This is a genomic window from Georgenia sp. Z2081 (genome assembly GCF_055326445.1).
The window spans coordinates 1-21,173 of the sequence record NZ_JBUZNK010000004.1; the positions used below are offsets into that span (position 1 = coordinate 1).

Annotated in this window: 21 protein-coding genes and 1 tRNA gene; 10 read left to right on the plus strand and 12 right to left on the minus strand. The window is 72.1% G+C overall.

Annotated features, from left to right (window positions below; all coding sequences use genetic code 11):
* Window positions 1-1,100: DUF222 domain-containing protein (locus ACZLKG_RS07045; RefSeq protein ID WP_463648331.1), on the minus strand; the 1,100-nt coding region annotated here is incomplete at its 3' end.
* A gap of 170 nt (window positions 1,101-1,270) precedes the next feature.
* A complete protein-coding gene (locus ACZLKG_RS07050; RefSeq protein WP_463648332.1) occupies window positions 1,271-1,936 on the minus strand; it encodes a TetR/AcrR family transcriptional regulator C-terminal domain-containing protein in 666 nt (221 codons plus the stop codon).
* 95 nt (window positions 1,937-2,031) lie between these two features.
* Between ACZLKG_RS07050 and ACZLKG_RS07055 the strand changes: the two genes are divergently transcribed.
* The 4 genes from ACZLKG_RS07055 (at window position 2,032) to mgtE (ending at window position 6,100) form a co-directional block, all read left to right on the plus strand.
* Window positions 2,032-2,835 (plus strand): DUF4386 domain-containing protein, encoded by an 804-nt coding sequence (locus ACZLKG_RS07055; protein WP_463648334.1) that lies wholly within the window; start codon window positions 2,032-2,034, stop codon window positions 2,833-2,835.
* Window positions 2,836-2,963: 128 nt separating this feature from the next.
* Window positions 2,964-3,497: a sugar O-acetyltransferase gene (locus ACZLKG_RS07060; RefSeq protein ID WP_425709912.1), complete on the plus strand. Its 534-nt coding sequence runs from the start codon at window positions 2,964-2,966 to the stop codon at window positions 3,495-3,497.
* Window positions 3,498-3,532: 35 nt separating this feature from the next.
* Window positions 3,533-4,573, plus strand: coding sequence for a YeiH family protein (locus tag ACZLKG_RS07065; RefSeq protein WP_425709907.1), 1,041 nt, complete (start codon window positions 3,533-3,535; stop codon window positions 4,571-4,573).
* Window positions 4,574-4,756: 183 nt separating this feature from the next.
* Window positions 4,757-6,100, plus strand: coding sequence for a magnesium transporter (gene mgtE / locus ACZLKG_RS07070; protein WP_425709906.1), 1,344 nt, complete (start codon window positions 4,757-4,759; stop codon window positions 6,098-6,100).
* Window positions 6,101-6,396: 296 nt separating this feature from the next.
* On the opposite strand, the gene ACZLKG_RS07075 is transcribed toward mgtE, so the two are convergent.
* The 9 genes from ACZLKG_RS07075 to ACZLKG_RS07115 all read right to left on the minus strand — a co-directional run bounded on the left by ACZLKG_RS07075 (window position 6,397) and on the right by ACZLKG_RS07115 (window position 16,889).
* Window positions 6,397-7,650, minus strand: a complete 1,254-nt coding sequence (locus ACZLKG_RS07075) for a Gfo/Idh/MocA family protein (protein ID WP_463648336.1) — start codon at window positions 7,648-7,650, stop codon at window positions 6,397-6,399.
* 33 nt (window positions 7,651-7,683) lie between these two features.
* Window positions 7,684-8,679, minus strand: coding sequence for an ABC transporter permease (locus ACZLKG_RS07080; protein WP_425709904.1), 996 nt, complete (start codon window positions 8,677-8,679; stop codon window positions 7,684-7,686).
* Complete coding sequence (locus ACZLKG_RS07085; RefSeq protein ID WP_425709903.1) at window positions 8,676-9,692, minus strand: ABC transporter permease; 1,017 nt, start codon at window positions 9,690-9,692, stop codon at window positions 8,676-8,678. The genes ACZLKG_RS07080 and ACZLKG_RS07085 overlap by 4 nt, the downstream gene beginning before the upstream one ends.
* The gene (locus ACZLKG_RS07090) at window positions 9,689-11,215 is read right to left on the minus strand and encodes a sugar ABC transporter ATP-binding protein (RefSeq protein ID WP_463648338.1); all 1,527 of its coding nucleotides are present in this window, start codon (window positions 11,213-11,215) and stop codon (window positions 9,689-9,691) included. Before ACZLKG_RS07090 ends, ACZLKG_RS07085 begins: the two co-directional genes overlap by 4 nt.
* Before the next feature lie 168 nt (window positions 11,216-11,383).
* Entirely contained in the window at window positions 11,384-12,472 is a 1,089-nt protein-coding gene (locus tag ACZLKG_RS07095; RefSeq protein WP_425709901.1) for a substrate-binding domain-containing protein, read from the minus strand.
* Window positions 12,473-12,691: 219 nt separating this feature from the next.
* The gene (locus ACZLKG_RS07100) at window positions 12,692-13,834 is read right to left on the minus strand and encodes an ROK family protein (protein WP_425709900.1); all 1,143 of its coding nucleotides are present in this window, start codon (window positions 13,832-13,834) and stop codon (window positions 12,692-12,694) included.
* Between the two features lie 72 nt (window positions 13,835-13,906).
* Window positions 13,907-15,118 carry a GDSL-type esterase/lipase family protein gene (locus ACZLKG_RS07105; RefSeq protein WP_463648340.1) on the minus strand — a complete coding sequence of 404 codons (1,212 nt, stop codon included), beginning with the start codon at window positions 15,116-15,118 and terminating at the stop codon, window positions 13,907-13,909.
* Window positions 15,119-15,147: 29 nt separating this feature from the next.
* Complete coding sequence (locus ACZLKG_RS07110) at window positions 15,148-16,224, minus strand: YdcF family protein (RefSeq protein WP_425709898.1); 1,077 nt, start codon at window positions 16,222-16,224, stop codon at window positions 15,148-15,150.
* Between the two features lie 56 nt (window positions 16,225-16,280).
* On the minus strand, window positions 16,281-16,889 hold the full coding sequence (locus ACZLKG_RS07115; protein ID WP_425709897.1) for a dihydrofolate reductase family protein: 609 nt from the start codon (window positions 16,887-16,889) through the stop codon (window positions 16,281-16,283).
* Between the two features lie 150 nt (window positions 16,890-17,039).
* Between ACZLKG_RS07115 and ACZLKG_RS07120 the strand changes: the two genes are divergently transcribed.
* The gene (locus ACZLKG_RS07120) at window positions 17,040-17,555 is read left to right on the plus strand and encodes an O-acetyl-ADP-ribose deacetylase (protein WP_425709896.1); all 516 of its coding nucleotides are present in this window, start codon (window positions 17,040-17,042) and stop codon (window positions 17,553-17,555) included.
* 4 nt (window positions 17,556-17,559) lie between these two features.
* On the plus strand, window positions 17,560-18,693 hold the full coding sequence (locus ACZLKG_RS07125) for an aminotransferase class V-fold PLP-dependent enzyme (protein ID WP_425709895.1): 1,134 nt from the start codon (window positions 17,560-17,562) through the stop codon (window positions 18,691-18,693).
* A gap of 143 nt (window positions 18,694-18,836) precedes the next feature.
* Here the strand turns inward: ACZLKG_RS07125 and ACZLKG_RS07130 are convergent.
* Window positions 18,837-18,913, minus strand: a tRNA-Pro gene (locus ACZLKG_RS07130).
* 175 nt (window positions 18,914-19,088) lie between these two features.
* Between ACZLKG_RS07130 and ACZLKG_RS07135 the strand changes: the two genes are divergently transcribed.
* The 4 genes from ACZLKG_RS07135 (at window position 19,089) to ACZLKG_RS07150 (ending at window position 21,168) form a co-directional block, all read left to right on the plus strand.
* Entirely contained in the window at window positions 19,089-19,733 is a 645-nt protein-coding gene (locus tag ACZLKG_RS07135) for a hypothetical protein (protein ID WP_463648341.1), read from the plus strand.
* Window positions 19,733-20,212 carry a hypothetical protein gene (locus ACZLKG_RS07140; RefSeq protein ID WP_463648342.1) on the plus strand — a complete coding sequence of 160 codons (480 nt, stop codon included), beginning with the start codon at window positions 19,733-19,735 and terminating at the stop codon, window positions 20,210-20,212. Before ACZLKG_RS07135 ends, ACZLKG_RS07140 begins: the two co-directional genes overlap by 1 nt.
* 66 nt (window positions 20,213-20,278) lie before the next feature.
* A complete protein-coding gene (locus ACZLKG_RS07145) occupies window positions 20,279-20,725 on the plus strand; it encodes a hypothetical protein (RefSeq protein ID WP_425709892.1) in 447 nt (148 codons plus the stop codon).
* Window positions 20,722-21,168, plus strand: coding sequence for a hypothetical protein (locus ACZLKG_RS07150; protein WP_425709891.1), 447 nt, complete (start codon window positions 20,722-20,724; stop codon window positions 21,166-21,168). Before ACZLKG_RS07145 ends, ACZLKG_RS07150 begins: the two co-directional genes overlap by 4 nt.
* The last annotated feature ends 5 nt before the right edge of the window (window positions 21,169-21,173 follow it).

Here is a 21,173-nt window from a genome sequence, read left to right on the forward strand (position 1 = left end):
GACCGTCCGCGATCTCCTTCTGCCGCCGTCTGCGTTCCGCACGCTCCGGACTCTCCTTGGTCATGGTCACAGCATGTTCTCCTTCGAACGCTGACCCCACCCCTTACACAAACCATCTGACACGCCCGCTCCGCCGGGTCGGCCCGAACCTTCCACGCCGCGACCAGGCGGGCGAAGTCCTGGGCGTGCATGACCTGGGCCTGACCGACCAGGAACCCCTCACCCATCACCGTATCCGCGAGCTGGGTGCGCAGCCGGCTGGTGGACAGGGTCTCGCGGACCAGGACCTGCACATGCTCGACACTGATCCGCCCCGCGGACAGCGCCCCATGCGCCAGGGGCAGATCGTCGCGCAGCGCGCGGGCCTGCCGGGCCTGCCGACCCGCCACCGCCACGCTGGTCCCGGTCCGGTCCCGCAACCAGGTCCGGAACGACCGCTGCCCCTCCAACGCCCACACACCATCGGCCTCGACCTTCGCGGTGGCGGCGGCCCGGAGCGCGGTCAGTCGTCGTTCGGCGGCCTCGATGCTCTCCAACACCTCGATCGCTTCCTGCCCCGACAGGCCCCCCACACGGGCACCGCTCAGCTCGTCGAGCTGAGCCACGATCTCCCGCACCCCACCGACCACACCCACCGACAACACAGGCTCACGAACGTGCCCGACGACGCCCCGCTCGACGGCACCCTCGCCCTCGCTGTCGGAGACGCTCTGCGCGCGCTCGTCAGCAACCGAAAGATCGGTCGACGGGTCGCGCTCCAGGACGTCGAGTTCAGCCACGTCGACGTCGACGTCAGTAGCCGTCCCGGCGCCCGTGCCGGTGGAGTGGGAACTGTCGAGCTCACGGTCGCCGACGTCCGCGAGGCCCGCATCGGCATCGGCGGCGCTGACAGCCTCAGCAGCGTCAGACTCGGCTTCGTTCTCGGCGTCGCATCCGACGGCGTCGCTGACCTCCCCGGCCCCGGCGACATCGGAATCAGGGTCGGTCTCAGAGGCGGCGTCGTTCTGGGTTGCCTTCGTGGCGAGCCAGGCCTCGACCTGCGCGGAGAGCAGCTCCTCCAGAGCCGACCACTCCTGGTCCACGCTCACGTCCTCAGCCACTGCCCCCGCACCTCCTCGTGCCACTCGAACCGACTACCCCGATTCTACTCGAACACATATTCGAGAACAAGCGAAATGCCCGAATCTGTGGACAACTACGCCACATCCACCACCCACCCTGACCTGGGGAAAAACCGCGCCCCCGACGACCACCACCCGCACGCACCGCGTCACGGAAGCTCGCCGGACCGCAGCCTCTCGAGCCCGTCGAGGACGATCGCGAGCCCGACGTCGAACGAGTCCCCGAAGTCGTACCCCGGCTGCAGAACGTGCTCCCGAGCGAGCTCCGCCATCCGAGGAACCCGTTCGAGCGGAATGCCGGCGAGCGTCTGCTCCGCCTCCCCCAGGCCGGCCGCTGCGAGCTCGGCCTCCTGCAGGGCGAAGCCGTAGACGAAAGCGTCCACCACCGCATAGGCGTGCGCCGTCGCCACCACCGAGAAGCCCGCTGAGCGCAGCGTCTCAAGCACGTTCTCGTGGTGCTCGAGCGTGGCGGGCCCCGGACTGCTGCGCGTCTCCATGAGCGCAAGCGCCCACGGGTGCCGCCCCAGCGCGGCCCGCAGCGAGCGACACCGTTCCGTCAGCTCCGCGCGCCACGCGCCATCCGGGTCCATGAGCACGACCTCGTCGAAGACCGAGTCCACGAGCGAGTCGAGCAGCTCCTCCTTGTTCGCCACGTGCCGGTAGAGGGCCATCGGTCGCACCCGGAGGTCGTCGGCGAGCGATCGCATGGTCAGCGCTGCCAGCCCGTCGCGATCCGCCAGCGAGACGCCGGCACTCACCACACGCTCCCGGGTCAGGCGCGCCCGGGGGCGCCCCTCGGACCGCCGTTCGCTCATCTCACCCTCCTTCACCACGCATCCCTTCATCCTGTGCACACCACGCCGCGCACGTGCCTCTTGTCGCCGACCTCCGACTAGTGTACTAAGTACACATGCCCTCGCGCACCCCGCCTCCGCCGGCGTTCGAGCCCCTCGTCTCGATCGAGCCGTCGCTCTCCCACGCACCCGACCACGCCGTCGCTCCCGCGCGCACGGCACCGACCACGCCCACGGCGCCCACCACACGCACCGCAACGGCCGCCACGGCCGCACGCACGGCGCGGGCGGCTCTCACCGCCGCCGCGGCACTCACCGCGATGGCCGTGCTCGCGCCGCTCGCCGCGTTCGTGGCGCTGCCGGACGGCCGCACCACCACCGCGGGTGCGATCATGCTCGCCGTCGCCGTCCTGGACGTCGTCGTCGCACTCGCGCTCCTGCCCGTGCTCGCTCCCGCCGGTCGCACGCTCTCCCGTACGGCCGCCGCCCTGCGTCTCGGGTACGGGATCGCGCTCGGCATCGCCGCGGTCCAGCTCGCTGTCACCGCCGACGCCGGCCGGTTCGACCGGACCTGGGAAGCCGCCCTCGGCGTGTTCGGGCTCTCCCTCGTGGCGGTCGGTGTCCTGCTCTGGCGCCTCGCCGGGGCGCCGCGCTGGTTGGGCGCGCTCGTCGTCGTCGCGGGCGTGGGTTACGTCGTCGACGCCGTCGTCGCACAGGCGGGCCCGCCGGACGCCTTCGAGGTCAGCACCGTCTCCTTCGTCGGGGAGGTCGCCCTCATCGTCTGGCTCGTCGTGCGCGGGCTGCGCGGGCTGCGCGACCTGCGCGGCGGGCGCACTCGTCACGGGCACGCGGGCACCGACGTCGAGCCGGAGGAACGACGCGCGTCCACTCGACGCTCCAACGTACCCTCGACGCCGTGACCACTCCCGACACGACACCCCACCAGGACCCGGCACGGGACGACGCGGAACGGGACACGACGGCGCAGAGCTCCTCCGACGTCGCCGCCGAGGTGCTCGCCGGAGACGATCGCACGAGCCGTCAGCGGATGCTCGCGGGCGACCTCTACATCGCCGACGACCCCGAGCTCGACCAGCTCCAGGAGCAGGCCCGTACGCTCCAGGACGCCTACCTGCGCGCCCACCTCGCGGCGGACGGGACCGCGCCCGATCTTCTGCGCCGGCTGCTCGGGCACGTCGGGGACGGCGTCGAGGTGCGCCCGCCGCTATACGTCGACTACGGCACGAACATCTCCGTCGGCCCCGGCACGTTCATCAACTACAACCTCGTGGCCCTCGACGTCGCCGCGGTGACGATCGGGGCCGACTGCCAGATCGGCCCCGGGGTCCAGCTGCTGACGCCCACCCACCCGATCGACCCCCGGCCGCGCCGGGCGAAGCTCGAGGCGGCACGACCCGTGACGATCGGTGACAACGTGTGGCTCGGCGGCGGCGTCATCGTGTGCCCGGGCGTGACGATCGGAGACAACACGGTCGTCGGCGCGGGCGCGGTCGTCACCAAGGACCTCCCCTCCGACGTCGTCGCCGTCGGCAACCCTGCCCGGGTCACCCGCCGGATCTGACCGGCGCGCCCCGAAACGGGCGCATGCTGCTCACCATGTCCACACTCCCCACGGGCCCAGGCGTCCGGGACCGCCTCCCGGGCCTCGCCGTCGCGGTGGCGATCGCCGTCGTCGCCACGCTCGTCGGGCGCGCTGTGCCGGTGCTCGGCTCCGCGGTCGCGGGCGTCGTCATCGGCGTCGTCCTCGGCCAGGTGCGGCGCCCCGGTCCCGTGCTCGCCCCGGGCCTGAGCTTCTCGGCCAAGCGCGTCCTGCAGCTCGCCGTCGTGCTCCTGGGTGTGGGCATGTCCCTCGGGCGCGTGTGGGAGGTGGGCGTGGACACCCTGCCCGTCATGCTCGGGACGCTCGCGGCCTGCTTCCTCGCCGCCGTCCCGCTCGGCCGGCTCCTCGGGGTCGACGGCGAGCTGCGCACGCTCATCACGGTCGGCACCGGCATCTGCGGCGCGTCGGCGATCGCCGCGACGGCCCCGGTCATCCGGGCCAAGGGCGCGAGCATCGCCTACGCCGTGTCGACCATCTTCCTGTTCAACGTGGCCGCCGTCCTGCTCTTCCCGCCACTGGGTCGAGCTCTGGGCATGTCCGACGACGCGTTCGGGCTCTTCGCGGGCACGGCGGTCAACGACACGTCCTCCGTCGTCGCGGCAGCGAGCGTCTTCGGCGCGGCCGCGACCGGGTACGCGGTCGTCGTCAAGCTCGCCCGCACGCTGATGATCATCCCCGTCTCCGTCACGCTCGCCGTCCGGGAGCAGGTCCGGGAACGACGTGCCGCCGGACGCGCCGGCGTCGAGGTCCAGCGCCTGACCGTGCGCAGCGTCGTCGGGCTCGTCCCGTGGTTCCTCGTCGGGTTCCTCCTCATGGCCGCGCTCACGACGATCGGTGCGGTCCCGGAGTCCGTGCAGCCGTACGCGGGCCACGTCGCCACGTTCCTCATCACCATGGCGCTCGCGGCGATCGGACTGCAGACGGACATCCAGGCGTTCCGCCGGGCGGGCTGGCGCCCGCTCGCGTTCGGTGGCCTGCTGTGGGTCGTCGTCGCGGTGTCCAGCCTCGCGATCATGCGGGTGACCGGCGCGTTCTGACGGCTCTCGCGGGCGACCGGGGTCCCAGGACCGAGGGCCGGCGCTGGTGTGACCTCGGACGTGGAGGAGCCCGGCGGGCCCGGGCGGGCGTCGGCCGGCCCCGGCAGGCCCGGCGGTAGGCTCGTCCGCGGCCCGCGGGAGACCCCGCGCGCGTCGACCTCGGCGGTCGGGAGGGTGGAGCTGGTGCCTCGTCCCGTCGATCTCGACCGCGTCCGCCGGCTCATCCGCTCCCGGGAGCTGACGTCCCTCGCCGAGGAGGTGAGCCCACTTCCCACGCACGACGCCACCGAGCTCGTCGACTCGCTCCCGGGCCGCGAGGCGGCCGTGGTGTTCCGGCTGCTCGCCAAGGACACGGCCGTCACGGTCTTCGACCGCCTGAGCACGGGCGTTCAGGCCGAGCTCGTCGGCGAGCTCGGAGAGGCGTCGACGGCCGAGGTGTTCACGTCGCTCGACCCGGACGATCTCGCGCGGCTGCTCGACGAGCTCCCGGCGCGGGTCGCCAGGCGGATCCTCGCCGCGGTCCACGACGACCGCGTCGGCGCGGCGATGCTGCTGCTCGGGTACGACCCGGGCTCGGTGGGACGGCACATGTCGCCGGTGGTGCTGCGCGCGCAGGAGGGCGAGACGGTCGGCGCCGTCCTCGAGCGGCTGCGGTCCGCCGACCTCGACGTCGGCGCCGTCGCCACGATCCCCGTGCTCTCCTCGGAGCGGGTGCTGCGCGGCGTCGTCGACCCGCTGGCGCTGCTGCGGCGGCCGGCCGACGAGGCGGTCGACGCCGTCATGGACACCACGCCACGCTTCGCGAGCACAGACGACGACGCGGAGCGGGTGGCGCGCGGCGTGCTCGACCGTGGCGAGGTCCTCCTGCCGGTCCTCGACAGCGAGCAGCGCCTCGTCGGCATGCTGGAGATCGCCGACGCCGCTCTCATCGACCGCTCGGCCGCGGCCGAGGACCACGCCCGGGCCGGTGCCCGGGAGCCGCTGCGCCGGAGCTACCTGCTCACGCCGGTGCGGACGATCACGCGCTCCCGGATCGTGTGGCTCCTCGTGCTCGCGATCTCCGCGGTGCTCACGGTGCAGGTGCTGGAGATGTTCGAGGCCACGCTCGAGCAGCAGGTGGCCCTCGCCCTGTTCATCCCGCTGCTCACCGGTATCGGGGGCAACACGGGCTCCCAGGCCGCCACCACGGTCACCCGCGCGCTCGCGGTCGGCGACGTGGGGCCGCGGGACATCCTGCGCGTGGCCGCGAAGGAGGTGCGCACGGGCCTGCTGCTCGGACTGCTACTCGGCGCGGTCGCCCTCGGGGTGGGCTCGCTGATCTACGGCGCCGGGATCGGCACGGTCCTCGGCCTCACCCTGCTGCTCAACTGCCCCGTCGCCGCGACGGTCGGGGGCGTCGTCCCGCTCGTCGCCCGCGTGTGCCGCGTCGACCCGGCGGTCTTCTCGACCCCGTTCATCTCCACGTTCTGCGACGCCAGCGGCCTGCTCCTGTACTTCACCGTGGCGATCTCCGTGCTGGGGCTGTGAGCAGGCACCGCCGGCGGCGTCGCGTCGTCGCGCGGCCCCGGGCGTCCTCGCGAGGGCCGTGGGGTCATCGCGAGGGCCCGAGCATTCGCGCGTCCGGGCCGGACGCGCGTCCGGACCGCCCGCGCGTCCGGGCCGCCCGCGCGTCCGCGCGTCCGGGCATGGGACGACGCCCCGGCGGACAATGGCGGAAATCCGCCGGGGCGTCGCGTTCGTGCGGCGAGGCTCTGGACGGGAACGGACCGTCCGGGCACCTGGCCGCGGTCGGGAGGGGGCGATGAGGCCCTCCCGGGCTGGGGTCAGGCGCGGGGGTTCCACTCCCCGCGCGCGACGGCGGGCACGTAGTCCGTCAGCTCGAACGGGAAGCGCACCGTCTGGCCGGTCTCGGCCGAGTGGTAGGCCGCCATGAGCAGGCGGACGACGTCGAGGCCCGTGCGGAGGTTCTCCACCGGCTGGCGACCCGCGAGGAAGTCCGACGCGAACGTGGCGTTCTCCCCGGTGTAGCCGTAGGTCATCGACTCGTCGGAGACGATCGGCATGAGGCCCTGCTCGGCGTTCTGCTTCTCGACCATGTCCTCGCCCTCGGCCTGGATCAGCGCGCGGGAGAGGAAGATCTCCGACTCGGTCGACAGGGTGTCGGACTTCATCGAGTACTCCGGGCCGAGCAGCTCGAACGACAGCCGCAGCCCGGCGCCGACGTAGCTCCACGACGTCGTGGCCTCGACGACCACCGGCTCGCCGTCGCCGTTGACGAACTCGAAGACGGCGTGCGCGTAGTCCTCGCTGGGGCTCTTCGTGTAGTCGACGACCCCCGGGTACGTCTCGGAGAGCTGCTTGGCGTAGCCGGGGCGGCCCCACTTGAGCGAGGCGATCGTCGCGGTCACGGAGACCGGCGTCAGCCACTCGGCGGAGTCCTTGCCCGGGGGCGTGAGCAGGAAGCGGCCCGACTCGACCGAGTGGCACATCATGTCGTTGAGGACGCCGCCGCCCTCATCGGCGCCGTTCCAGAACCACGTGTTGTGGGGTCCGGAGTGCTCCTCTGCGGCCCGGGCGAGATAGGGCGTGCCGGCCACCGAGGCGCCGCGCGACCAGAGCAGCTCGTGCGCCCGGGTGATGCTCGGGGAGAAGACCTGGTTCTCGAGGTAGCCGTGCAGCAGGTTCGCGCCCTCGACGAGCTCGAGGACCTGCACGGCCTCCTCGATGGTGCGGCCGAGCGGCTTCTCGATGGCGATGGCCTTGAGCTCGGCCCGCCCCGAGGTCACCTCCTCGGTGATGGCACGGACGACCTCGAGCCGGGTGAAGTTGGGCGTGAGCACCCACACCGCGTCGACGCGGGGGTCGCGCACGAGGGCGGCCACGTCGTCGTGCACCGCGACGTCGGAGCCGACCCCGGTGGCCTCCGCCTTGTCGGCGAGGGCCTGCGCGGAGGAGCGCGTGCGCGAGGTGACGGCGACGATGTCGGCGTCACGGACTCCCTGCCAGGAGTCGACGTGGAAGTTGCCGATGAATCCCGCCCCGACGATTCCGACGCCGAGGGTGGTGCGCTGGGACATGGTGGGTCTCCCTTGTGAGGTCGTGTACGTGGATCAGGAACGGAGCCGGCGTTGGCGTCCGAACAGAGCGAGGATGGAGAGCAGGACGAGGCCCGTGATGATGGTCCGCCAGGACTGCGGGATGGCCACCGTCCTGAGGAAGCTGTCGAGGAACTGCAGGACCACCGCACCGATGGCGGTTCCCGCGTAGCCGCCCACGCCGCCGGCGGCGAGCGTGCCACCGATGATGACGGCGGCCACCGTGGTCAGCGTGTAGCTGTCCGCGAGGTTGAGCAGCACGGACTCGTTGTAGCCGAGGAGCATGAGCCCGCCGACGACCGCGAACGCGCCGGAGGCGGCGTAGGCACCGACGACGGTCCGGCCGACCGGCAGGCCCGAGAGCCGTGCGGCACGCCGGTTCGTCCCCACCGCGTAGAGGTTCCAGCCGTAGGACGTCCGCCGCAGGAGGAGCGTGACGATGACGATGAGCGCGATCCACACGTAGACGACGCCGGGCACGCCGAGGAACCAGCGCGTGTTGACGAGGCTCGTGAGGAACGGGGCGCTGCGGCCGGCCGCCACGCCCTGGGTGTAGGCCAGCGAGAGCCCGCCCGCGACGCCCATCATGCCGAGCGTCATGACGAACGGTGGCAGGCGCAGGAACACGATGCCCAGCCCGTTGATCGCCCCGAGGCCCGCACCGAGGAGGACCGGGATGAGGATGCCGAGGAAGAGGTTGGAGTTGTCCCCGTCCATCACCCGCGCCCCGACGATCGCGCCGAACGTGGCGACCGCGCCGATGGACAGGTCGATGCCGGTGTTGCCGGACAGGATGACGATGGTCTGGCCGATCGCCATGATTCCCAGGAAGCTCGCCACGCGGAGCATGGAGACGATCTGCCCGTAGCCGGCGAAGCCCGGCGAGACGATCTGCCCGACGACGAGGATGGCGACCGCGGCGAGAGCGGCGATGACGATCGGCTGACGGACGACCGTCGCGAGCCTCGCCCGCAGGTCGCCGTCCGAGGTCAGGTCCGTCGACGTGCTCATGCGGACTCCCTCCGGTTGGTGAGGACCGACAGCGCGAAGGCGGCGATGATGACCAGACCGCTCGTCAGGGGCCGCCAGAAGGTCGGGACGCCGAGCGGCCCGAGCACGTTGTCGATGATCGTGAGGATGATGGCCCCGGCCACGGCGCCGATCGCGGTCCCGCGACCGCCGGACAGCGCGATGCCCCCGAGGACGACGGCGGCGATCGAGTCGAGCACGAAGGCCTCACCGATGAACGGGTCGCCCGATCCCGAGTTGGCCAGGATGGTCAGCGAGGCGGCACCGACGAACGCGCCGGCGAGGGTGTAGGTCCAGGCGCGGGACCTGACCACCGGGACCAGGGACGTGTACGCCGACTGCTCGTTGCCGCCCACGGCCCGGATGTGCCGCAGGAGCCTCGTGCGGTCCAGCGCGAGCCACACGCCCATGCAGGCGAGCACGATGAGGGCCGCGACGGGCAGGCCGGCGACCGTGTCGCGGTAGGTGCTCACCATGTCACCGGGGACGCTGCCGCCCGGGGACGGGAGCACCACGAGGGCGGCTCCGGCGAACACCGACCCGGTCGCGTACGTGGCGATGAGCGGCTGGAGCCGGACGACCGCGATGACGACCCCGTTGAGCAGCCCGCAGAGCGCACCGGTGGCGACGCCCGCCGCCATGCCGAGCAGGATCCTGCTGTCGTCGCCGTCCATGACGCGCAGGGAGACGACGCTGGAGACCGCGAGGTTCGAGCCGACCGAGAGGTCCAGGCCGCCGCCGATGACGACGATCGCCTGTCCGACCGCGACGAGCACGAGCGGGGCGAAGGTGGCGAAGTTGCTCGTGATCGAGTACTCGGTGAAGAACGTGGGCTGGAGCGACGCGTTGAGCGCGATCACCCCGACCAGGAGGCCGAGCGTCACCCATCCCGACAGGGAGAAGTTCAGGCGCCGCTGCCAGCTGCCGTCGCGCAGAATGTCGCCGACCGTGCGGGTGGTGGAGCTCGAGGTCGAGCTCTCGGTGGTCTGCGTCATGAGGGCATGGCCTCCTCCTCGTCGTCGACCCGCAGCGCGCTCGCCACGAGCGCGGAGTGGGTGATCTCGTCGCCCTCGAGCTCGCTGACGACCCCGCCCTCGAACAGGACGAGCACGCGGTCGGCGAGCTCCTCGAGCTCGGTGTCGTCGCTCGAGTTGAGGACGACCGCGACCCCGTCGGCGGTCAGCGCGCGGATGATCGTGTAGATCTCGGCCTTCGCCCCGACGTCGACGCCCTTGGTCGGGTCGTCGAGCAGGACGATGCGGGGGTTGGCCGGGAGCCACTTCCCGATGACGACCTTCTGCTGGTTGCCGCCGGACAGGCTGCTCACCGGGTCGTCGAGCGAGCCGATCTTGATGCTCATCGCCTTGACCTGCTCGCGGGCGACCGAGCGCTCCTTACGCATGGAGATGGCGCCGAGGAGGCTACGGGCCCGCAGCGAGACGGTGGAGATGTTCTCCTGGATCGAGCGCTTGTCGTAGAGCCCCTCCTTGCCGCGGTCGCCGGGGACCAGAGCGATGCCGGCGCGGATCGCGGTGCGGGGGCGACCGAGGCGCCGCGGACGGCCACCGACGGAGATCTCGCCGGCGCCGGCCGGGTTCGCGCCGAACAGCGAGAGCAGGAGCTCGGACTGGCCCTGGCCCTGCAGACCACCGAGGCCGAGGACCTCTCCGGGGCGCACCTGGAGCGTCACCCTGTCGACCCCGTCGGCGACGAGGTCGGTCGTCGCGATGACGGGGTCCTGGTCCGGTCGTCGGTTGGTCTCCGTCGCCGCACCGACCCGGGCGGCGAGATCGTCACCGACCATGAGGCGGACGATCTCCTTGTCGGTGGTCTCGGCGACCTCCACGGTCGCGACATTGAGCCCGTTGCGCAGGATGGTCGCGCGCTGGCACAGCGCGAGCACCTCCTCCATCCGGTGGGACACGAAGACGACGCCGACGCCGTCCGCGGTCAGCTCCCGGACCACGGAGAACAGGAGCTCGACCTGGTCGCGGTGCAGGGAGGCGGTGGCCTCGTCGAGGACGAGGAAGCGCGGGTCCCGCAGCCAGGCCTTGCCGAGCTCGAGGATCTGGCTCTGCCCGGGACCGAGGCGGCCGGCGCGGGTGTCGGGGCGCACCCTCGGCCCGAGCCCGGGCGCGAGCCGCTCGAGCACCTCGTCGATGCGCTTCCGCTGCCGCCCGGGGGCGAGGAAGCCCGCCCGGGTGGCCTCGGTGCCGAGGACGAGATTCTCCGCCACGGTGAGGTGGGGAACGATGGAGAGGTGCTGGTAGACCGACGCGATGCCGTGGCGCTGGGCGTCGAGCGGCCGGTCGATCGAGATCTCGGTGCCGTCGACGCGGATCCGGGCGCGGTCGGGCTTGACGGCGCCGGACATCACCTTGTTGAGCGTCGACTTCCCGGAGCCGTTCGGCCCGAGCAGCCCGTGCACCTCGCCGGCGCGGAGCTCGAGCGACGCATCCTTGAGCGCCTGGACGCCGCCGTATCGCTTGTCGACCTGGTCGATCGCGAGGGTGGTCACGAGGGCACCTCCTTGGGGCGAGTGTCGTGGGGCGGTAGTGGGTCGGGCCGGGACGTGTCCCCGGACATGGTGTGAGGCTCGCCCGGCCCCGCCGCGTCGCGTGGTGCGGCGAGCGGGACCCGGGCGAGCGGGAGGGGCGGCGCCACCTGGCGGTGGCGCCGCCCGCGTTCAGCCGGCGAAGTACTGGTCGACGTCCTCGGCGGTGAGGACCGAGTCGAGGACGTAGGTGTCGGGCTGGTCGGAGACCTCGGCCCACTGCTCCTCGAAGTTCTCGTTCGTCACGGGGTCGGCGAGCTCGAGGACGACGGTGTTGCCGTTCTCCAGCTGCGACTCGTCGAGCTCCTCGCCCTGGAGCATCCGGATGGCGATGTGCATCGCCGCGGCGCCGGTCCCCGGGGGGTTGATGACACCGATGCTGGAGAAGTCCGTGCCCTCCTCGAGCATGGTGCTCCACATCGACATGAAGCCGACCCGCGCCTCACCACCGATGACGAGGTCCTCCACGGCGTCGGCCGCCTGGACGGCGCGCAGCACACCCTGGGCCATGCCGTCGTAGGTCCAGATGCCGTCGATGTCGGGGTTCGTCGAGATGAGGTCCGTCGCCGTGGTCTGGCCCACGGACTGGTCCCAGCCGCCGTCGCCGCGGGCGACGACCTCGATGCCGGCCTCCTCGAAGACCGGCTCGGCACCGGCCCAGCGGGCGTCGGTCGCCGGGTTGCCGGACGCGCCCTCGACGGTGACGATGCTGGCGCCCTCGCCGACCTCGGCGGCGAACCACTCGGCGCTGGCTCGACCGAGGTCCTCCTGGGAGATGCCGACGTTGATGACGTCCTCGGACTCCACGGCCTGGTCGATCGCGAACACGGCGATGTCCTGGCCGATGGCCTCCTGGAACACGGCGTCGAGGGCCGTGGCGGAGTTCGGGTCGACGATGATGACGTCGACGTCCTGGTTGATGAGGTTGCGGATCTGCTGGATCTGGCCGTTGACGTCCGCGTCCGCGTTCTCCATGACGAGCTCGTCGACGACGCCCTGCTCCTCGTACTCGGCGAACGTCTCCTCGATGACCTCGATCATCTGGGTGCGGTACTCGCTGCCGACGAACGCGTTGCTGACGCCGATGGTGAAGGGACCCTCCTGGGCCTCCCCCTCACCGCCGCCGCCACCGTCGCCGCCGTCGTCGCCCGACCCGCAGGCCGCGACGAGCAACGCGAACGACAGTCCTGCTGCTGCCGTAGCTCCTGTGCGCTTGCGCATGACAGTTCCTCCTTGAACCGGTGGCCGACTTATTTTCGGGGTGATTTGAAGTCGTGCCGCGAAACTACCTCCGGCGGTTCGCCGGCGTCAAGCGCATTGGATCACACGGAGTGTCGCGTGTCGGCGCGCCGTGCCGTGGGACACAGCCAGGCCGCCCCGGCGGGCGTGCCGGTCGGCCGGGACGGGCCCTGTGGAGGGCGCTCCGCACAGGAGGTGCCGTCAGGGCTCGATGAGCGAGCCGAGGCCGCCGCGTTCCTCGAACGCCCGCAGCCCGGCCCCCGTCATCGCCCCGGATGGACCGATGGAGGGCCGCTCGAGCCGCGGCATGGTGATGACCTGGCCGGCCATGCGCGAGGCGATGAGCGGGATCACCAGGTCGCCCCAGCGGTCGAACAGTCCCGACATGACGACGACGTCGGGCTCGAGCAGGGCGCAGATGTTGACCAGCGCGAACGCGTAGTCGTCGAGCAGCTCGCCCAGGAGCGCCCGCGCACGGGGCTCGCCGGCGGCGGCGAGCTCGAGGACGACGTCGGCGTCGCGCGGGTCGCCGACGGGGACGAGCCCTCGGCGGGCACCGCGGGCGACGATGCCGACCCGCCCCAGGTGCAGCTCGAGGTCGCCGAAGCCCTCGAACGTGGTGCCCAGCGCGTCCGGCGTGAAGAGCATCCGTCCGACCTGGCCGGCAGCACCGGTGGCACCGCGCCACACCCTGCCGCCCTCGACGATGCCCATGCCGACGCCGTCGAACACGGCGATCGTCACCAGTGTCTGCACGTTCTCCCACGGTCCGCGGGAGTACTCGGCGAGCGCGATGAGGTTGGCGTCGTTCTCGACGACGACGCTGAGTCCGGTGGCCTCCACCAGGAGGCGTCCGAGCGGGACCTCGTGCCAGTCGAGGGAGGGGGCGAAGAGCACGGTGCCCCGCTTGTCCACCGGGCCGGGGACCGAGACGCCGATGGCGAGCACGGGCGGGGAGTCCTCCGCCTGCACGGCGGCCAGGATGTGCCCCAGGACCTCGTCGAGCCGCTGGTCCCCGGTCGCCCCCGACGTCGGGATGCGCTCGGTGCTCACCGCCGCTCCGTTGAGGTCGAGCTGGGCGAGGTCGAGGTGCCGGTCGGCGACGTCGACGGCGAGGACGACCCCGTGGCGCTCGTCGAGCTCGACGAGCACCGAGGGGCGTCCGCCGGTCCCCAGGTCCGCACCGACGTCCCGGACGAGGCCCGAGCGCATCATCCGCGCGACCCACCGGTTGACCGTGGCGGGGGCGAGGCCCGTCTCGCGGGCGACGTCGACCCGGGAGATCGGACCCATCGCCCGGATGCACTCGACCACACGTCGGCCAGGCGGCGTCTCCTCCGGCACGTCGCCTCCCTCGTCCCTCGTCGCACCCGTCGGTGTGCCGGCGTCCGAGCGACGCGGCGGCGTCGATGGACCTTACCCCTGGTCGAGTGGCTGCCGTGGGGATGCGGCGGGGCGTTCCTCCCCGGTCCGGTCGCCGTCGTCCGTCCCGGCGAACGGGCCGGCGGTGCCGAACGCGTACTCCGCGAACCTCGTCCCGATGAGCTCGTGGGCGGCCGTGTCGGGGTGCAGGGCGTCGGCCAGGGGGTGGTCCGCCTCGTCCTTCGCGCCGTAGAGCGCGGTGCCGTCGAGGTGGTGCAGGTGGGGGTCGTCGCGACCCGCGACGACCTCGGCGAGCACCTCGCGGACCACCGTCAGGGTGAGGCGGCCGAGCTCGGTGTCACCGGGCCGCCCCGTGGCGGCGAACCTCACCTGCCCGGTCGTGAGGCTCGCGGGTTCGAACGCCCCTGGACCGGGCGTGGACTCGTGGATCGCGCAGTGCGTCGAGGACACGAGGACCAGCGGCGCGGTCGGGTGGCCCTCGCGGATCGTGTCGAGAAACCCGTGCACGGCCGGCACGAAGGTGCGCACGCGCATCGCGTCGGCGTTGACGACGTTGATGCCGAGCTTGACGCTGAGCAGGTCCGCCGGGGTGTCGCGCATGACGCGCGCGACGCCGGGATCCACCAGCGCGTTCCCGCCCAGTCCCAGGTTGCGCAGCTCGACGCCGCCGAGGCGGGCGGAGAGAGCGGGCCAGGTGCGGGCCGGCGACGTCGCGTTCGAGCCCTGGCTGATGGAGCTGCCGTGGTGGAGCCACCTCCGACCCGCCGGCGGTGCGGGGGCCACCGGTGCGTCGGTGCGCAGCTCGAGGAGCTCGACCGACTCGTTGTGCGGCAGCCACAGCTCGACGAGCGTGTCGCCCGGGTCCAGCTCGAAGCGGGCCACGTGCGGCGGGCCCTCGGACCGAGTCGTCAGCCCGGTCCTCGGGTCGGTCTCGATCGTGTCGCCGCCCGTGAGCACGTCGCTGGTGACGAGCCGGTTCTCGACGACGAGGTCGACGGCGCCGCGCGGCCGGTCGAAGCCGAGGAGGGTCAGCCGGGTCGGGTGGACGGTGAGCTCGACGGTCCGCGCCGTCGTGCGCATCGCGACCCGTACGCCCGAGGGTTGGGCCTCCATCGCCGCCATCCGCGGGTCCGGCACCTGGTCGAGGACCCAGCCGGGCAGGCGGTGCGGGCGCCGGCCTCGCGGGGTGTGCTCGAGCATCTCGTGGCCGCGCAGCAGCTCGTCGGTCAGCGGTGTACTGATCATGAGTCGCCGTCCTTCCTCGTCGTCGGTGCTCACGGTGAGCCCGTCGGCGTGCCCGACGCCGGGACGACCACCAGGGTGAGGGCCACGGCCAGGGCCACGAGCAGGACGACCACGGTCGCATGCAGGCGCAGGTGGTCGCGCGTGAGCGCGGCGAACTCTCGCAGCATCGCACTGGCGACGTAGTACCAGGCGGTGCGCGACCCGAGCACGCGCGCCCGCATGCCGAGGTCGCGAGTCAGCAGTGCGGCTCGGAACACGTGGTAGCTGCTGGTGACGACCTCCACCGGGGCGTCAGCGGCGGTCAGAAGTCGCCGTGAGAACCGGAGGTTCTCCGAGGTGTTCCTCGACTCCGTCTCGGCGACCACCCGGTCCGGCTCGGTGCCGCGTTCGAGCAGGTACTCGCGCATCGCGACGCCCTCGGAACGAGGCTCGTCCGGGCCCTGTCCGCCACTGGTAATGATCACGGGACGACCGTCGTGCTCCTGCTGCGCGCGGAGTCCTCGCTCGAGACGGCCGGATAGCAGGGGTGGCACCTCGCCGTCGCGCAGTCCCGAGCCGAGGACGATGACCGCCTCGGGCACGACCCGGGTCCTGCGCCACCGGTAGAGCACGGAGGCGCCGAGGAACGCCGCGAAGGAGAAGGCGAGCTCGGCCACGATCAGAACGAGCGCCAGGTGCACCGCGTACCGGACCATGTAACCGGCATCAGGCTGCGCGGTCCCGGACGGCTCCAGCAGGCCCAGCGTGCCAGGCAGCAGCACCAGCCCGACGCCGGCCACCAGGGCCAGCGCGTTGCCGAGAGTGCGGCTCTCCCGCCGCAGGACGGTGACGCCGCTCCACAGGAGGAAGAGCACCAGCAGCGGATAGCCGAGTACGTTCCCGAGCACCACCACGACGAGTGCCGCGATGCCGACCGTGAGGAGCATCCCCTCGTGCCCCCATGAGTAGAGCAGGAGAGCGACGGCGAGGACGGCGGTGCCTAGCCCGAGGACGGCACGAACCAGCGTGCTGATCCGCCTGCCGTCGCGAACGATCCCGACGACGCCGGCCGCCGTCGCCGACAGGCCCAGCAGGGCGACGACTACGAGGATCCAGGTCGTGTCCATACGCGCAACCTAACGCCTGACCTGCGGCGATCCTTCGATCGTCGCGGCCCCGGAGGTCACTGCAGGGACCAGCCCGTGTAGGTCACTCCGTTGCCGAACGACATCGATCGGTCGAGGCGGGCGTCGACAGCGGGGAGATCGTCCGGGAACAGCCGTCGGCCTCGGCCCTGGATCACGGGGTAGGTGAACAGCCGGACCTCGTCCACGAGCCCGGCCGAGAGGAGGGCGTGGCACAGGGTGATGCTGCCGGTGCACACGATGTCCTGCCCCGGTCGGCGCTTGAGGTCGCGGATCGCCGCGAGCGGGTCCTGGCCGATGATCGTGGAGCGCTGCCATCCGGGGTCGGCCAACGTCGTCGAGACGACGTACTTGGCCACGGTGCCCAGCTGGTCGGCGATGCCGGTCCGGTCGTCCGTCTGCTCCGGCCAGTAGCCGCGAAGGTCGAGAAAGGTCCGGCGGCCGAGCAGCAGCGCGTCGCAGGTCGCATCCTGCCGGTGGATCTCCGCGAGGAGCTCCTCGTCCTGCGCGGCCGGGTCGAACCAGTCCCCCAGCATCTCGACCCGGCCGTCGACGGTGATGTTCTGGGTGATCGCGAGCGTACGGGCGCTCGTGCCGTCGGGCGACCCTGGGTGCTCGTGCGCTGCTGGTTCCTCGTGCGTGCTCATGTCTCCCCCGTCGGTTGGTCGGCACCGGTGCCGTGCGGACACGGTACGGACCGTGGTGCTCCGTGCGCGGACCGGCCGGCCCCGTTCCTCCGGCGTCGTGCGTGTCGTGATCCGTTGCACGCCCGGGCGGAGGCGACCCAGACTGGGCCGATGACCGAGCTGACCGCCGTGCTGGGCGACCTCACACGGCAGGACGTCGATGCCCTCGTCAACGCCGCCAACAACCGGGTGCGCGGAGGCGGCGGCGTCGACGGTGCGATCCACCGCGTGGGTGGACCATCCGTCCTGGCGGACTGCGTCGCGCGGTTCCCCGACGGGCTCGCCACCGGTGACGCCGGCTGGACCACGGCGGGCGACATGCCGGCACGCTGGGTGATCCACACCGTGGGACCGAACTACGGCGCCGGGCAGCGCGACCGGTCGCTGCTCGAGTCCTGCTACCGCCGCTCGCTCCAGGTCGCCGACGAGCTCGGGGCGAGCACGGTGGCGTTCCCGCTCATCAGCGCAGGGGTGTACGCCTGGCCGCTCGACGACGCCGTCAGGGCAGCGGTGACGACGATCCTCACTACCCCCACCGACGTGCAGCGGGTGCGCATCGTCGCCCTCGACCCCGGCGTGCGAGACCGGGTCGAGACAGAGATCGCTCGGTCGGACGTGGCAGAGTGATGGTGTGATCCTGCCGCACGACGACGTCGACCCCGATGGCCTCCTCGAGTACTCGGTGGTCTTCACCGACCGCTCCCTCAACCACATGTCGCGGCGCTTCGTCGGGGTGCTGCAGGAGGTCCTCCACATCCTGTGCACGACGTACAGCGCCCGCAGCGCAGCGGTCGTGCCCGGCGGCGGCACCTACGCGATGGAGGCGGTCGCCCGCCAGCTGGCCACCGGGCGCCGCGTGCTCGTCGTGCGCAACGGCCTCTTCTCCTACCGATGGACGCAGATCCTCGAGGCCGGGTCGATCACGGACGACGTGACGGTGTGCGCCGCACGGCCGACGACGACGGAGCCACAGGCTGCGTGGGCGCCCGCGCCGGTCGAGGACGTCGTCGCGGCAATCCGCGAGAGGCGGCCGGAGGTCGTGTTCGCGCCGCACGTCGAGACCGCGGCCGGCATGGTCCTGCCCGACGACTACCTGCGCACCGTGGCGGACGCGGTGCACGAGGTCGGCGGGCTGTTCGTCCTCGACTGCGTGGCCTCCGGGGCGCTGTGGGTGGACATGTCCGACACCGGCGTGGACGTGCTGCTCACCGCGCCGCAGAAGGGCTGGAGCGGCTCTCCCGGCGCCGGCTACGTCATGCTCGGCGAGGCGGGTCGCGAGGCGGTCCTCTCGACCACGAGCACGAGCTTCGCGGCCGACCTGAGGAAGTGGCTCTCGATAGCCGACGACTACCGCGAGGGACGCGCGCCGTACCACGCAACCATGCCCACCGACACGCTCACCCACAACCTCGACCTCATGCGCGAGACCGTGGAGCGCGGGCTGGAGACGCAGCGCGCGGCACAGATCGAGCTGGGCGCCCGCGTGCGGGACCTCCTGGCCTCCCGCGGGCTGCCGTCGGTCGCGGCCCCCGACTTCGCCGCGCCCACCGTGGTCGTCGTGCACACCGACGACCCGGAGCTGCGCAGCGGCGCGGCGTTCAAGGAGGCCCGCGTGCAGGTGGCGGCCGGCGTGCCGCTGCAGTGCGGTGAGGGCGAGGACTTCTCCACCTTCCGGATCGGTCTGTTCGGGCTGGACAAGCTCGCCGACGTCGACGCCGCCGTGGGCCGCCTCGAACGGGCGCTGGACCAGATCAGGGCGCGCTGAGGCGGCGCGGTTTCCTGCAGCACCAAGTACCGCGAGCGGAGTGTGAGCGCGTCTCACCGACCGCGACTACCGACCCCGAACATGACGAGGGCCCGAACCCACGTCCGTGAGTTCGGGCCCTCGAGATGCCTTCAGACATCACATGGTCGGGCTGACAGGATTTGAACCTGCGACCCCTTGACCCCCAGTCAAGTGCGCTACCAAGCTGCGCCACAGCCCGTCTCCGCGGAGCACCGCGGGACCGCACGAGATTACACCGCGGGGACGCCGCTTCTCCAATCCGCCGAGCGTCGCGCACGTCACGTCACCAGCGAGCATGGGGCCGGGGTACCCCTGTCCATTCGCGCGCACGGTCAGACATTGACCTGCCATTGACCCCCGGGCACAGTGAGGCGATGGCCCGCCCCCCGGAGTTCTCCCCTCATCAACCGTCTCCTCGTCACTACGGCCCGCACCAGCACGGCCCCCCGCAGCCGCACGGGCATCAGCCGTGGCCGGAACAGCCGCACCCTACCCGGACGCACGGCTACCAGCCCGGGCCGGAGCATTCCTACCCGCCCCAGCAGGACGGCGATCAGGCCTGGCCGCAGCAGGCACATCCCCAGCAGCAGTACGCCGCCCAACCTCACGCCCCCGCTGCTCCCCCACGCCGCCACCTCGTCCCGATCGGCGTCGGGCTGCTGGTCGTCGGGACCGCCGTCGGCGTCGGGGTGGGCTGGTTGATCGGGGGTGGCGAGCCCGGCGAGCTCTCGGCGGCCGAGGCGGACGCCGCGCATGCCTGCGCGGTCTCCCGCGACCTTGAGTCCGACTGGGACTACGGCGCCACCAGCGGCTCGGACGATCCCGGCTACATACTCGCGCTGTCCGTCCACGAGCTGGCCGCTGCCGCGGACGCGGACGCGGACGACGAGCGCTACGCCGCGCTCCTCGAGCACGCAGCCACGCTGCATCGGAGCATCGTCAACTTCGACGAACCGGGCGTGAACGCCGCGCTGGGCGACCTGAGCGCCGAGTGCGACCGTCTCGAGGAGGACGCGTGATGAGTACCCACCACGGGGGTCCGCCCGCACGGTCCTCCGCCACCGCGCTCCCGTCGGACCGTGGGCGCGGCGCAGGCCCGGTCCGAGCGATCGTCGCCGTTCTCGCGCTCGCCGTCGGGGTCGGGCTCGGTCTCCTGCTGCACCGCCTCCTCCTCGTCGACGACGACGCCTCCGAGAGCCTGCAGCCCCGCGAACATGCGGCGCACGCCTGCCGCATCGCCGGCGAGCTTCCGGACGACCTCTCGAACGAGATGATCGCCGACCACGACGATCCGCTCTTCTACCGGTTGGGCGCGCTGATGGTCCTTCCCTCGGCCGCAGCGGCGGCCGACGCCACGTTCGTCCCGCTCCAGGAGCTCGGCGGCGAGATCAGGTCGGCCCAACAGCGGGCGTTCGACATCGCCGCAGCCACCGAGCCACTGGCTCAGTTCCGGGAGGAGTGTGAGCGCCTTGACCTGGCATGGGACGCCGACGCCTGATCGTCGGGGGGAGGGACCCGCTCCGCACGCGTCGCAGCCACCGACGTGGCAGGGACACCAACCGCCGTGGGATGCCGGACCCCCGGTGGGCCCCACGCGCCCCCGCGCAGGGGCCGCGGTCTGCTGGTCGCTGTCGCGGTCGTCGCGCTCGTCGTCGGTGGTGGTGTGGGAGCGGCGGCCGGGTGGTTCCTCCGCGACGACGAGGCCCCCGAGGTCTCGTCCGCGGAGGCCGACGCCGCCTATGCGTGCGGCGTGGCGGACCGGCTGCCGAGCGAGGTCGACCTGGAGAGCCTCGGCGATCTCGAGCAGGACCCGACGTGGGGACTGCTGCACTCGATAGCCGATCTCGGTGCGGCCGCCAGCCTGGTCGATCCCACCTACGAGCCGATCCGGGACAGCGGAACCGAGATCCGCGAGGCGACCCTGTTCTTCGACAGCACCAGGGTCACCCAGGGACTCGACGCGCTCCGCACCACCTGCACGGACCTCGGTCTGACGGAGGGCACATCATGACCGCGCACACCGCCTCCGGACGACCGGAGCGCCGCTCAGGGCCGCAGGTCCTTGCCGCCCTCGTTGCCGTGCTCGTCGGCGCGGGACTGGGGTTCCTCGTCGTGTGGCTCGTCCTGCCGAGCGCGGGCTCCGCCGACGAGGCTGCTCCGGGCCCCGCATCCGACGCCGCTCACGTGTGCTCGGTCGTCGACCAGCTGCCGGAACCGCTGGACCTCATGTCACTCGGCGGGATCGACGACGACCCGGTCCATGCGCGGCTCGGCATCATCGTCCAGCTCGCGTCCGCCGCATCGGTCGCCGACCCGACCTACGACGAGCTCGAGGAGCACGGCACGGACCTCGTGTCCGCGCAACAGTTCCTCGACCAGCAGGCCGCCGACGACGCGGTCAGCGGTCTGCGCACGGAGTGCGATGCGCTCGGCCTGAGTCCGCAGGACGACTGACAACG